Genomic DNA, 15,775 nt, shown 5'->3' with positions numbered 1-15,775 from the left:
GGAATTTCCTTAACGAAAAATAGGACTATTCTTTTCAATTATATACAGAAATAGAACAGAGTGTTTGCAACAATTTAATAAATACAATTACTAGATATTAAACAATGAATATGAGTACGAACGTTGGAATAAATTTAAATACTAAAATAACAGTATATCCAGAACAAATACCCGGTATTATTCAGGAGATAAATGATTACTTGCCTTTCGATAGGTCTTACGTAGAAAATATGAAAGAAGAAGGTCAGGCGTATTCAAAACAACTGAACAAGTTATTGGTTCAAATGTTATGGTTGCAGTTGCGCTCAACAGGTATGTTTAGTCGAAAAAGCTTTACGCTAGCTGAGTTAAAGGCCGAGGTGATTTCTTTCAACGATTTTTATACACCCTGGTTAAATGAAACGATAGAGCTTTTTGTTAGAAGTAAATATTTAACTAGATCCGGGTACACCTATTCTGTTAATCAAGCCTCTATTCCAATCGAAGATCAGATACTATCGCGATGGGCTGACAAAAAAAAGCAATGGATTCAAGATCCAAATATGAATGCGCAAATTAACCTCGTGGAGAGCACATTATGGGCTCTTCCTGATTTAATAACCGGTAAACGAAGCGCTACAGAAGTAATTTTCCCCAATTCATCGATGAATCTAGTAGAAGGTATTTACAAAAACAATAAAGTAGCCGATTATTTTAATGAAGCGCTAGCCAATTTTGTGGTAGCGTATGTAGAAAAGCGGATTGAACTAGATTCGGAAGTCAAAATTAATATTTTTGAGGTCGGTGCAGGTACAGGGGGTACCAGCAATATTATTTTTAAAAAATTAGAGCCATTTCGTAAACATATAGGCGAATATTGTTATACCGATCTTTCGAGAGCATTTTTTTCGCTCGCAGAGCAGCAATACAGTACTCATTACGATTACATAACCTATAAAATTTTTGATGTAGAAAAACCGGTTTTAGCGCAAGGAATTAAAGCTGATAACTTTGACTTAGTTATTGCCGCAAATGTATTGCACGCCACAAGAGACATAAATACATCAATAGAAAATGTAAAAGCAATCTTGCGACACAATGGAGTTATATTGCTGAACGAAATTAGTCAAAATACCTTGTTTACCCACTTAACCTTTGGGCTACTCGAAGGTTGGTGGCTGGCACAAGATAGAGAACTGCGTATACCCGGCTCGCCAGGGCTTTTTCCAGATACCTGGAAGAATGTATTGGAAATAGAAGGATTCGAGCAAGTGAGCTTTCCAACGCATAGCGCACATGAACTAGGGCAGCAAATTGTATTAGCACAAAGCGATGGGATAGTGAAGCAAAAAGAGCAGTCTTCTCTTAAACCGATAGCGCCTAGCGCACCTAGAGCGAAAAAACAGCTAGAAACTGAAGAGAAATCGAGCCAAGCAAATCAGAATTTATTGCAAGCTAAAACTGTTGAATTTTTGACGCAGCTGATTAGCAGGACATTAAAAATTCCGGCCGATACGATAGATTCCTTTGAACCATTGGAAACCTACGGGATCGATTCTATTTTAATCATACAATTGAATAATGCATTTAACGAGATTTTTGAAGAGCTAAGCAACACGATTTTTTTCGAATATCAAACAATCGAAGCCCTGTCGAATTATTTTGTTGAAAACAGGGAAGAAGAATTGCGTAGGTTATTTAACAACAATGATTCCACAGAAAAATTAAACGGTAACCCCATCGCAACAACTAAAACAGAAGCATCGGGCCATTCAGTAAGTAAAAACAAACGTACCTTTAAAAAGAAGTCTTTTGAAAGTACGAACACGAATTCATTAACAGATGTAAACGAACCAATTGCAATTATTGGCATGTCAGGACGTTACCCCATGGCGGCTAATCTCGAAGAATTTTGGGATAACCTTAAGAATGGCAAAGATTGTGTAAGCGAAATACCAGCAGAGAGATGGTCTTTAGAAAATTTCTATTGTGAAAGTAAGCAAGAAGCATTAACAGAAGGGAAAAGCTATAGTAAATGGGGAGCATTCTTAGAAAATTTTGCGGAGTTTGATCCGCTGTTTTTTAATATATCGCCCAAAGAAGCAGTTAATATCGATCCCCAAGAACGACTTTTTATGCAAAGCTGTTGGGAAGTATTTGAAGATGCAGGCTATACGCGCCATCGATTATCAACCGATTTTAATAACCGGATAGGAATATTTACCGGGATTACCAGAACCGGATTTGAGCTATATGGCCCAGAGCTTTGGAAAAAAGGAATACCGCTTTTTCCTCATACCTCTTTCAGTTCGGTTGCCAATAGAGTGTCTTACTTCTTCAATCTTAAAGGCCCAAGCTTAGCCTTTGACACGATGTGTTCATCCTCTCTAACAGCCATTCACGAAGCCTGCCAACACTTACGACAAGGGGAATGTGAAATGGCGGTTGCAGGAGGGGTGAATCTGTACTTACATCCTTCAAGTTATAGGCTTTTTTCTTTGCAACAGATGTTATCCAGCGATGGCAAGTGCAAGAGTTTCGGAAAGGGAGGAAATGGCTTTGTGCCAGGAGAAGGAGTCGGCGCTATCCTCTTAAAGCCACTATCCAAGGCAATTAAAGACAACGATAACATATATGCCGTAATTCGTGCATCTTCCATAAATCACGGAGGAAAAACCAATGGATATACCGTTCCAAATCCGATGTCGCAGGGCGACCTCATTCGAGAAACCTTAGATAAAGCATCCATTAATGCAAGAACGGTAAGCTACATAGAAGCACACGGTACAGGCACAGAACTGGGAGATCCAATAGAAATTACAGGTCTTTCGCAAGCTTTTGAGAAGGATACTCTGGTAAAGCAGTTTTGCGCTATTGGATCGCTGAAATCCAACATTGGTCATTGCGAAGCCGCGGCAGGAATTGCAGGCTTAACCAAGGTGGTTCTTCAAATGAAGCATAAACAGCTTGTGCCCAGTTTACATACTGCTGAATTAAATCCAAATATCAATTTTGAAAAAACGCCATTTAAAGTACAGCAAAATTTGACTTCCTGGCTGGCTCCTTTAGAAGAAATCAACGACGAATCAAGAGAATTACCAAGAATAGCAGGAGTATCCTCATTCGGTGCGGGTGGAGCGAATGCGCATGTAATTCTCGAAGAATACGATGAAGAAGAACAACCTTCACTAACCGAACGTTCGCAGACGGTTGTTTTTGTATTATCGGCAAAAAATAAAGAAGCACTCAAAAAGTATGCTGAGGAAATGCTACGTGCTATCAATCAAAAGGGCTTAAATGACAGTCATTTGCAACGTATAATGTATACCTTGCTGCTACGACGTGAAGCCATGGAGGAGCGACTGGCAATAGTGCTGGATAACATCCTGGAATTAAAAGAAAAATTATCCACTTTTGTTAAGGACGAAAAAAACATAGCTAATCTTTATAGCGGTAGAGCAAATCGAAAAAAAGCAGCGGATGGCGAGGTAGCAATAAAGCTCAATGAGTATCTTTTTGAAGGAAAGCTTGATGATTTAGCCAAGTTTTGGTGTGAAGGGCAGGACATGGACTACGAAGAATTGTACCGGGATGCTATTCCTCGAAATATAAGCTTACCCACGTATCCTTTTGCTAATGAGTATTATTGGTTGCCTAATACCAACGATGAGGAGAAATTACCGGAGCTTTTCGAAGCTAAGAATACGGTAAATCAATTGATCGAAGCAAAAGTAGAAGAAATAGAGCCCTTAGAGGTGTTGTCGTTTACAGAGAGATGGAAGGAAGAAAGCTTGCCCAATGCCAAATCTGCTCATTTGAAAACTGTCTTATGTTTTGCAGATAATGCCTTAAGTCAGGAATTGATTGCGAATCAGTTTGCGAGTTGCACTGCCGAAGATAGGCCCAATCTACTATTTGTATCGCATCACAATCTGGGCACAGAAATAGATACTACTAACCACATTGGTATCGATAGAACATTAAAACAGGCTTATGAAAAGCTGTTTTCTGATCTTGAACATTTAACTCAAATAGATACAATTTGGTACTTATGGCCGCAAGAAGAAAGGATTTTGAGAAACCAGTATTCAGAAATTTTTCTACTATTTCAAGCGATCACCACCGCAAAATTAAAAGTAGACAGACTTCTAATAGCCGGCGCATACGACTCTTTTGAAGAATACTGTTATGTATCTTCTTGGATTGGTTTTGAGCGATCGATTAAACAAATAGTATCAAGAACCAAGGTGAAATTAGTGCTTCAGAAAGCCGGATCAATGTCGGAGTGGGTAGAGAAATTTTGGAAAGAACAAAACTTCGATACGAACCAAACAATCTGGTACAAAGAGAATACACGCCTAGTGTCGGTTATAGAACCCACTTTTCTAGCGAACCAAGCTTCTTCGGCAATTAAGCAGGACGGTTATTATGTAATTACAGGCGGGATGGGGAGTTTGGCGTTGGTATTTGCCGATTATCTCGCAAAGGTATACCAGGCAAACCTTATTTTAATTGGTCGCTCCCCATTGAATGAGAAAAATCAAACCGAACTTGAAAAATTAAAGCGCTATGAAACAAGTGTAACCTATTTTCAAGGAGATATAAGCAATTTAAATTCAATGCAAGAGCTATCAGCCAAATTAAAGCTTGAATCGATAAAAATAAATGGAATACTACACATGGCCGGAGTTCCAAGTCACACTGCTTTACAAAATAAAAATTTAGCCGATCTGCAAGAGGTTTTGTCGCCGAAAGTGAGAGGAACAGAAGTGTTGAACGAGACTTTTGTAAATGATGAATTGGACTTTTTTTGTGCTTTTTCTTCCTCATCGGCAATTCTAGGTGATTTTGGCTCTTGCGATTACGCTGTGGCCAATCGTTATCAGATGGATTATGCCACCTACCAAAATGAACAGCACAATAAAACAAAATTTATAGCCATTAACTGGCCGTTATGGCGATCAGGAGGGATGCATTTCGAGAGCAAACACGAAGAATCGTATCTAAAACTAAGCGGACAGGCGTATTTGGAGATTGATCAAGGGATAAAAGTATGGGAGCAATTATTGATGTCCGACGATTTGAGTCAGTTAATAATTGTTGGACAAAAAAATCGAGTACATCAGTTTTTAGGGATAGGGCAGTGGAGCAAGCCGCTTATTAATTTGGAGGAGCGTACGACCTATTCCGAGGAAAATAGAAGATTACCTATAATGAAAGGATGGGATTTAAAAGAATGCCTCCATTGGGAACTAAAAGAACAAATCAACCAATTATTAGGGATAGAGCGAGAGAGAATTAATAACGATGTTAATTTTATAGATTTTGGCTTTGACTCAATAGTGCTTACGCAATTTGCACAGGCATTGAGTACAATGTATACTATTGATGTAAGTCCAAGCGTATTTTTTGAACATACCACTATCGATGATTTCGCTAGTTATCTTTTAAACGAGTATCACGATACTTTAAGTAAATTTTATTCCGAAGAAAAAAATAAATCAGACAAAAAAGATGAATTATTCAGTGGTTCAGATACGAAACCAGTAGAAAATAACCAGAAAGATTCAGTAACGAATGCTGAAAATTTGTATGCAGCAGTCGATGAGCCAATCGCCATTATAGGTATGAGCGGTCGCTTTCCTAATGCTAGAAATATTCATCAAATGTGGGAAATCCTTGAAAAAGGAGAAAACGCGGTAACGGAGATTCCCATTGATCGATGGGATTGGAGACAATACTATAGTGAAACGAAGATTGAAGGGAAAATTAATTCAAAATGGATAGGACATATTCCTGGAATGAGAGAATTTGATCCGCTGTTTTTTGAGATATCGCCCTTAGAAGCCCAATACATGGACCCCAGACAGCGTTTACTACTGCAAGAAGCATGTGGCGCACTAGAAGATGCAGGTTATGGAGAAAAGCAACTTAAGGAAAATAAAATAGGTTTATTTGTGGGAGCTGAAGAAGGAGAATACCAGTTGGTTACAAGCGGAAGAGGGTCGATTACGTCCAATCATACGGCTATGCTTTCTGCCCGAATAGCTTATTTTCTCAATTTGAATGGCCCCAATTTAACAATCAATACAGCTTGTTCCTCAGGCTTGGTGGCGGCACATCAAGCATGTCAAAGTTTAATAAGCGGAGAATGCGATACCGCAATGGCGGCAGGTGTGAATCTTATTCTAACACCAATGGCCTACCTTCAAATGACGGAGGCGGGCATGCTTTCAACGAATGGCAAATGTGCCACCTTTGATGCCGATGCGAACGGAATTGTTCCCGGCGAAGCAGTAGTAGTGCTGGTATTAAAAAGGCTGTCAAAAGCACTAAAAGATGGAGATCCTGTTCATGCGGTAATCAAGGGTAGCGGAATTAATTACGATGGCAAAACAAATGGAATAACTGCACCAAGTGGAGCAGCGCAAGTTAATCTGCTTCAAAATATTTACGATCGTTATCAGATTAACCCACAAGATATAAAACATGTGGCAGCACATGGAACAGGTACAAAATTAGGAGACCCCATTGAAGTAAACGCACTTCGCCAGGCGTTTAAAAAATATACATCTGCAACGGCTTATTGTGCCTTAACGTCAAGTAAAACCAATTTCGGACATACTTTTGCTGCTTCGGGTTTAGTTAATTTAGTAGGATTGGTAAAAGGATTACAGCAGAATAAAATACCAGCAAGTTTGAATTGTAAAACAGAAAATGAGTTTATTAACTTAGATAACTCTCATTTTTATGTGAACAAAATAACGACTCCATGGCCCGAAGGAGTAAATAAAAAACGAATGGGAGCACTCAGTTCATTTGGGATGAGCGGAACAAATGCGCACATGGTGGTCGAAAACTATGACCTATTCAAGAGTTCAAAAAAACGAACAAAACCCTTCTATTTGTTGCTTCTTTCAGCAAAAACAGAAAATGCCCTGCTTGAAAGAGTGCAAGATATGATTCAATATCTTCAATCTTCGGATGCAAAGGATGCAGACTTGATGGAGATTAGTTATACCCTACAGGCGGGGCGTCAACACTTTTCGCATCGTTGTGCTATTGTAATTCAAGATGTGGAAAACGCTATTTCTGCATGGAAACATGTAGGTAAAAAAGATAAGTTACCGAATGTTTTTCAGCGTATATGTGCTCCAGATTTCGTAGAGCAAGTTTCTATTAATAAATATGCACATCACTTGATGCAAGAAATCGCTTTAAACGATGTAGAGGCAAGCACTTATAAAGAAGGATTGTTTGCATTAGCTGAGCTGTATTGTCAAGGATATGAATTTTCTTGGGCAGAACTATACGGTACGCAGCCCAGTCGTATTCACCTTCCTACGTATCCTTTTGAAAGAGAGGAATACTGGGCAAGTGCCGACGACTTACCAACAATTTCACCTAGCAAAAAAGGATCATCACTGTTGCATCCATTGCTGCAGCAAAATACATCCACATTAGAGGGAATATGTTTTGCGAGCACATTTAACGGAAATGAGCCATTTCTAAGCGATCATAAAGTTCAACAAGGAGCCGTACTTCCGGGGGTGGCATACCTTGAAATGGCTAGAACGGCCATAGAATACGCTGTTAAGGGGGATGAAGATGAAAACCAGAAAGAGTTGGCAATAAAACTCAACAATGTGGTATGGGTAAGACCTTGGTTAGTAGGTGTTTCTGCTCCTGAAATTCGAACGAAATTATTTCTAAACTATGAAGATCAAATAGACTTTGAAATGATTACCGACGAAAAGGAGGCCATCGTTCATTGTCAGGGAACAGCAAGCTTGTTGGAGAATCTAGAGGAGCGCTATATCACGATTCCAGAAGTAAAAGAACAATGCGCTCAAACCATTCTTTCAGGCAAGCAATGCTATGACGTTTTCGAAGAAATGGAAGTAAGCTACGGTGTTTCCCATAGATTGATAGAACAGGTTTACGTAGGAAATAACCAACTATTAGTGGAACTTTCATTGCCAGAATCATTAAAAGGGCAACTTAACGAGTATACATTGCACCCCGGAATATTGGACGCTGCACTACAAGGTGTTGTTGGTTTTTTATTAGCATCAGTAGATATATCCTTACCACAAAACCGAGCCATATTAAAACCAAAAGTACCTTTTGCACTTCGAGAACTCGTCATCCATCATAAGTGTAGTTCTAAGATGTTCGCCTTTGTTAGGTACTGCGAAGGAACAGACCAAAAACAAAACGTACAAAAATTTGATGTTGACATCTGCGACGAAAATGGAAAAGTATGTGTTCAATTTAAGGAATTTGCAACAAGGTCATTGGAAAACGAACTGGGAGCAACAAGCGCAGGAAGTAAACTAAATTCTTTATCAATCTTAGACAACAGCGGTAAAGTATACCTTAAACCGGTATGGGATACCTTTACAGGAGAAGAAGTTAACTACATAAAAGAATCAAAAGTATTGGTAGTCAGTATAGATGAAGTAGATAGAAAGGCAATCCAAAAGTATTATCCGGAAGCCCAATTCATTCAAATATCAAGCGAGAATACGGTAACTGAAATGGTAGATAAGTTCTCAGAATTTAAGGTGGAGGAGATAATTTACTGGAGTACAACAGAGCTGTTGAACTGCGAAGTTGCCACATCAGAAGAACAAATCAATCCGGTTATTACCTGCTTCCGCTTTATTAAAGCACTCTTGCAACACGGTTACGATACACAGCCTTTAGCTTGGACCATATTTACTAATCGGGCACAAGCAGTGCTTGATGATGAACAAGCTGATCCCGCACAAGCGGCAATTCATGGGCTTATCGGCTCAATGGCGAAGGAATATACCAATTGGAAAATCAGGTTGGTTGATGTAGAAAATATTCTTGAATGCCCACTGGAACAGGTGTTTAAGTTGCCATACGAAACACAAGGGAACGCCTATTTATATCGAAATCAACAATGGCTTTCTAGCCAGTTGGTGTCGTACAGACCTTCCGGATCAGTACCCAATTTACTTAAAATGAAAGGTGTTTATGTAATCATTGGGGGCGCAGGAGGTATAGGTGAAATTGTAAGCAAGTTTTTAATAACTACTTACCATGCACAGGTAATATGGATAGGACGTAGACAACTTGATGATGAAATACAGAACAAGATAGATACTTTAGGCAAACTGGGAACTAAACCAATCTATTTAGCAGCTGACGCGACAAACGAAAAACTACTACAAGAAGCCTATAAGAAGATTAAAAAGCAGTTTTCAGCCATAAATGCAGTCATTCATTCAGCAATAGATTTGTGCGATCAAAGGCTGGCTAAGATGGACGAAGCTACTTTCCGTGCAGGCTTAACCGCAAAAGCCGATGTGAGTATTAATATTGCGAAAATTTTTAAAAATGAACACCTGGATTTCGCTTTGTTCTTTTCGTCGATGACATCGTTTACAAAGGCCGCCGGACAAAGTAATTATGCAGCAGGATGTACATTTAAAGATAGCTACGCCCAACAACTTTTAAAGCAATGGACATGCCCGGTTAAAGTAATTAACTGGGGCTATTGGGGTAGCGTCGGAATTGTCGCTTCCGAACAATATAAAGAACGAATGGCAATGGCAGGATTCGCGTCAATTGAGCCAGAAGATGGTATAGAGGCCATAAAAGTGCTATTGGCTGAACCTGTAAATCAGCTAGCCTTTATCAAAATAAATAGGCCGATAGGAACAATGGGACTGAAAACAGATGAAGCAATTACAAGTTACCTGCCTTTAACCGAAACAGGCGGCTCACAAAGTCCAAATAGAGTGCCGTTAACGGGTAAACTAAAAGCTGCAATAGCCAATTTTCTAGCAGTAAGTATCGATGATATTGATGAATCAACAACCTGGAGCGAATATGGTTTAGATGGATCAAAGCAAATAGAATTTGAAGAATATCTACATAAGCAATTTGATACTGTAGATAAACCGTTCAATTTAATAGAATATACTTCATTAGGTTGTTTAACAGCATATTTAAGTCCTTCAAACTCAATGGAAGAAAAGGAAGCTACGGTTTTTATAGACCGCGATACCATTGCCTCCATAGAAACGAATCTGGTACCGCCAGCAATGGAAATGGACGAACTATTAGGGCGCCTGCTGTTTGCCGTTTTAAAGGAAAATGATTTTCTTAATCGTAATGAAGATGCTGTCGATGATCGATATAGTCATTGGATGGAGCATAGCATCAACCTGTTGGTAGAAAGAAATTACCTAAGTCCCACAGGAAAAGAATTGGAAGAGATAGAAAGCTCAAGTAAGATTTGGAATGACTGGGATTCAAAGAAAAAGGCCTGGCTATCAAATCCAAATTTAAAAGCTCAGGTAATTTTAGTAGAAACTACCTTAAAGGCACTTTCCGGTATAATGAAAGGAGAGCGTCTTGCAACAGACGTTATGTTTCCGGAATCATCCATGAAAATGGTCGAGGGAGTATATCGAGATAACTTAGTAGCCGACTATTTCAACGAAATTTTAGCAAATCAATTGCTCCTTTTAATAGAAGCGAAAATGGCTAAAGATCCGCGGGTAAAAATAAGAATACTAGAAATTGGTGCAGGAACCGGAGGGACGAGCATACTTGTTTTTGATAAGTTGAAAAAGTATCAAAACAACATAGAAGAGTATTGCTATACCGATATTTCAAAAGCTTTTCTACTCTATGCCGAAAAAACGTTTGAGGCAGGGCCTTCCTATATTAAGTATCGTTTATTTGATGTTGAAAAGCCGATAGCTTCACAAGGAATAGCCGCTAATAGCTACGATTTCGTAATTGCCACCAATGTGTTACACGCAACAAAAAACATACGCCAGTCTTTGCGAAATGCGAAGGCCGTATTACATTGTAAGGGACAATTACTATTGAATGAACTTGGTAGCAATACACTATTTTCGCACCTTACGTTTGGCTTGTTAGAAGGATGGTGGCGCTATGAAGACAATGAGCTGAGAATTTCAGGATCTCCGATATTGTCATCTAAAATGTGGAGTTTGGCAATGAAAAATGAAGGATTTTATGACATCGAGTTCCCGGCTTTAGTAGCTCAGCAATTGGGACAACAAATTGTGCTTGCAAAAAGCGATGGAATAATCAGACAGAAAGTGGTTGATAGTCAGTTTGTTAATGGTGAGGGTGTTTCGCTAGTGAAGGAGGTCGTAAAATCGCCTGTGGCAATTGCACAAAATACGGGAATAAATACGAATATCCCTGCTGGGGCAGTTAGACCGTATGAATTGAGAGAAAAAGGTATCTTATATTTTAAAGAACTTTTCTTTCGTGTTTTAAAAATACCCATTCATAGAATAGATGCGGTAACCTCGTTTGAATCATATGGTATAGATTCGATAATGGTGATTCAATTGAATAATGCTCTAGAAGAAGTGTTTGAAAATGTGAGCAGTACTTTATTTTTTGAGTATCAGACAATAGAGCAGCTTACCGATTATTTTATAGAGACTCAAAGAGATAATTTGGCTAAAATAGTCAATTTACAACCTGAGCAGAAAAGCACTAATTTGCCCAATTTAGCCGTAAATATTGATAATGCACGCTATAAGACAGTAAGCTTATCGAGGGGTTTAAATTTTAGCCGAGAAAAGGAGACTAAGACCTTAAATGAAGAAAAACATAGACCAGCTGACAGAGATTCGATAGCCATTATCGGGGTACAAGGTAAGTATGCTCAAGCTGATAATTTGATGCAGTTTTGGAACAATCTGAAGTCCGGAAAAAATTGCATTACCGAAATTCCGGAAGATCGATGGGATTGGAAAAAATACTTTAGCAATGAGAAGGGCGAATGGGGTACACATTATACTAAATGGGGTGGGTTTATTAAGGATATCGATAAATTTGATCCACTTTTTTTTAGAATTGCACCAACTGAAGTCGCCAGAATGGATCCACAAGAAAGGTTGTTTCTGGAAATTGCCTATACAGCTGTGCAAGATGCAGGTTATACCCCGCAGGAATTAAACGCGAAGAAGAAAGTGGGCGTTTTCGTTGGCGTAATGAACGGTAATTATCCTTCCGGAACCAGTTTCCATTCCATTGCCAATCGAGTGTCTTATGTTCTTGATTTTCAAGGGCCAAGTCTTGCGGTAGATACCGCCTGTTCATCTTCTTTAACAGCAATACATCTTGCAATCGAAAGTTTACGGGGAGGTTCATGTGAAGTGGCTATTGCGGGTGGTGTAAATCTTATCGTAGATCCAGTTCATTACAGTCGCCTTTGCGCTATGGGAATGTTGTCGGTTGACGATAAATGCAAAGCGTTTAGTAACGATGCCGATGGTTTCGTGGATGGAGAAGGAGTAGGAGCAGTAGTGCTGAAACCTTTATCAAAAGCTATTTTAGATAAAGATCATATTTACGGTGTTATTAAAGGCAGTGCAATTAATGCAGGAGGTAAAACGAATGGATACACCGTTCCGAATCCAAATGCGCAAGCAAGCGCAATTTCAGATGCCCTCGAAAGAGCAGGAGTAAAACCTGAACAACTTTCCTATGTAGAAACGCATGGAACAGGAACGGTTTTGGGAGACCCTATAGAAATGGCCGGGCTAAGTAAAGCATTTGCCAGAGCTACAACCGAAAAACAGTTTTGCGCAATTGGCTCAGTCAAATCCAACATCGGTCATTGCGAAAGCGCAGCAGGGATAGCAGGTTTAACTAAAATACTATTGCAAATGAAACACAAGCAATTAGTTCCTTCGTTAAACATAGCAGAATTGAATACCAAGATTAATTTTGGACAAACTCCGTTCAGCGTTCAACAAGAGCTTTCTGAATGGAACGTGCAGAAGTTTGATGGAAATACACAAGAAAAGATTCTACCAAGGATTGCGGGTATTTCATCGTTTGGAGCGGGAGGATCTAATGCACATTTAATTATTGAAGAGTATCCGATTAAAAACACACCGATTAACACGCTAGAGCAAAATATTGTGGTTCTATCGGCTAAAACCAAGGAAAGCCTTAAGGCCTACGCTCATCAGTTGTTGATTTATCTGGATGAAGAAATGCCTTCAGATGATATGCTTCCCTCAATAGCATTTACCTTGCAGGTCGGAAGAGAAGTGATGACCGAGCGAATGGCATTTATAGCCGATTCAATAGAGGAATTAACAATAAAGTTAAAAGGCTATTTAGAGGGTTTATTGGAGGAGATTTATGAAGGTAGTGCGGATAATATAGGGGAAACGATATCCTTATTTTCTACCGATGAAGAATTGCAACAAACGCTTTTAGAATGGCTGAAACGAAAAAAATACAACAAATTTCTCGATTTATGGGTAAGAGGTCTTGCCTTTGACTGGTGGAAAATCTATACCCAAGAAACTCCCCAGAGAATCAGTTTGCCTACATATTCCTTCTCAAAAGCCCGTTATTGGTTAGCCCCGCTAGAAACTACCCCCGATTTAGGTTCGTTTATTCAGGAAAGCGAGACAAAGGCGCATGGAATGCTTGTAGAGAATAAAGTAATTAATTTGACAGCCAGGTTGTTAGGTCTTCAAGAGGATGTGGTTTCACTAAGTATTTCCCTAAGCGAATATGGGATGGATTCGATTCTCTTTATGCAATTAGTGCAAAGACTGCAAGCGCATATATCACCAGCAATAACCGTACGACATTTGGAAAAATGCAACACCCTAAACGATATTGTGGAGGCTGTTAAAAATATTGAACCAATACTGCCGGCACAGAGCCCACAAGCAGAAGTTAATTTTGTGCCGAAAGCTTGGCCACAGTTTCCAGAACTCGTATTGCTTAATGAAGGTAAGCATGGCAGACCAGTTTTCTGGTTCCATGCAGGTGCGGGCGGTGTTGAAATTTACCAAGATTTGGCCCGATATTCTAGCCGCCCATTCTATGGTATTCAGGCTCGAGGCTATATGACCGAACGCGCTCCTTTAAATGGTATACAAGCAATGGCCGCGTATTATAGTCAAATTATTAAAGCGATTCAACCAAATGGTCCTTATGATTTAGGCGGTTATTCATTGGGTGGACTTACCGCCTATGAAGTTACCAGACAATTGCAAGAAATGGGAGACAAAGTAGAGTCAGTAGTTATGTTGGATACATTAATAGGACCGGAGCTTAAAAACGCAACCTTCAATAAGAAAGACGCATTGCTGCAAACCGTTAATATGCAGATTTTTACGAGCCTTCAATCGGATCCTGAAAAGTTATCCAATGAACTCATTCATTGCGAAGAACTGAATAAAAGACATTCTCCTGCGAATCTTTTAAAGCAGCTCATTAGTATAGCCAATAAACGAGGGTACATACGAGACAATGTGAAAGGTACGCAATGGATTGATAAAACGATACAAGTGCAAGAGGCATTCGAAGCTAGCTCTTATGTGGTCAAGCCACTCCTTAGACCTGAAGAGTTAACATGTTATTATTTTCGCAATCAGAGCGGACTATTTCTAGGAGAATTAAGACCTTATTTTTCTATAGATCCGAATAAAACTTATTTTGATCACGGTTTATATTGGCAAGAATGGGAACAACTATTTGTGAACTTCCAATTATACGAACTCGATACTCCGAATCATATGATGATACTGACCGACTTAAAATCGCTTGGTACAATCAAACATTTTTTTGGAACAATTTACGGTTAAAATTTTCGAAAATTCGATCCACTTGGGAATCAATATAGGTTTTGTAGATACTGAAAAACAAAAAGCCTGCAAACTTTCGCAGGATTAGGGTGGTCAATTTTGCAGGATTCTACATATTGCTAAGAAAACTACTGATGCTTTAGATAATGTTATTTCTTCTGAGAATGAAAGCGGTATTATTAACTTCTCTTATAATGCCGCGGGAGAGCAAATTAAAGCTCAGTATGGCAATATTATTGTAACCATCAAATACTTCTTTGGGGTAGAAAATCTGAATTCAATGACCCCTCAAACGGTGTGTACAAATATGAATATAATGGATTTGGTCAGGTAAAAAAAGAAATCAGTCCTAAAGGTTACAAGGAATATATTTATAATATCTAATGAATATGAGAACAAAAATAACTCTTCATGGAAAAAAATAAAAAGTTGTATTTCATATTAGATACTTCTAATAAGAGTGATTATAAAGAAATGAATTGTAAATAATTTAATAAAATGTTTCATATTTTGGGACTTCCATAAAAGTTGCATTTAAGTGAGGAAACAAACACTAAATTGTAATAAACCTACTTAATCAAATTAATGATTATTTAAAAGATATAGTTTATTACCAGAATTAAAAAGGTATATTCGTAAAATATAGAGAAGTAAAGATTTTCTAAACCTAAAACGATAATGAACCGAGCAATTTTTGAGAAAATTGCTCGGTTTTGATTTCCTTGGTATTGATTTTTCAAAAGTGAGATACTTTTTCGTGGAGAGGGAGCATAGTTTTCCCTATAATCGTTTTTGTATGTATCCGGATAGGATGAATTTCGTGTTATAAATAATGCTATGTAGGTACATTCGTAAAATACAGAGAAGTAAAGATTTTCTAAGCCTAAAAAGATAAAAAAACCGAGCAATTTTTTAAAAATTGCTCGGTTTTTTATTTCCTTGATACTGATTTCTCAAAATTGAGATAGTTTTCATGAAGTGAGAGCATAGCTTTTTGCGATACTAGTTTTATCTATATCAGTATGAGTTTTGCACTGTATTTAATTTAATTCTATGCAGCTTGTGCTTTCTGTATTCTTCTTCCAATTTCCAGGGCATTGGCGGTGTGGATACCAAAGAAAATCCAAAGTATTTCATTTTTTCTGGTTCGA

At 38.5% G+C, this 15,775-nt stretch carries 1 protein-coding gene; it reads left to right on the top strand.

Annotated elements, in window-relative coordinates:
* Positions 1-110: 110 nt before the first annotated feature.
* Positions 111-14,624, top strand: coding sequence for an SDR family NAD(P)-dependent oxidoreductase (locus GTR01_RS13810; RefSeq protein ID WP_160138414.1), 14,514 nt, complete (start codon positions 111-113; stop codon positions 14,622-14,624).
* Positions 14,625-15,775 lie beyond the last annotated feature (1,151 nt).

Source organism: Chryseobacterium sp. c4a (assembly GCF_009900745.1).
Classification (GTDB): Bacteria; Bacteroidota; Bacteroidia; order Flavobacteriales; family Weeksellaceae; genus Chryseobacterium.
Note: the sequence above shows the minus strand (reverse complement) of the source record. Positions and strands in the feature narration are given on the sequence as shown.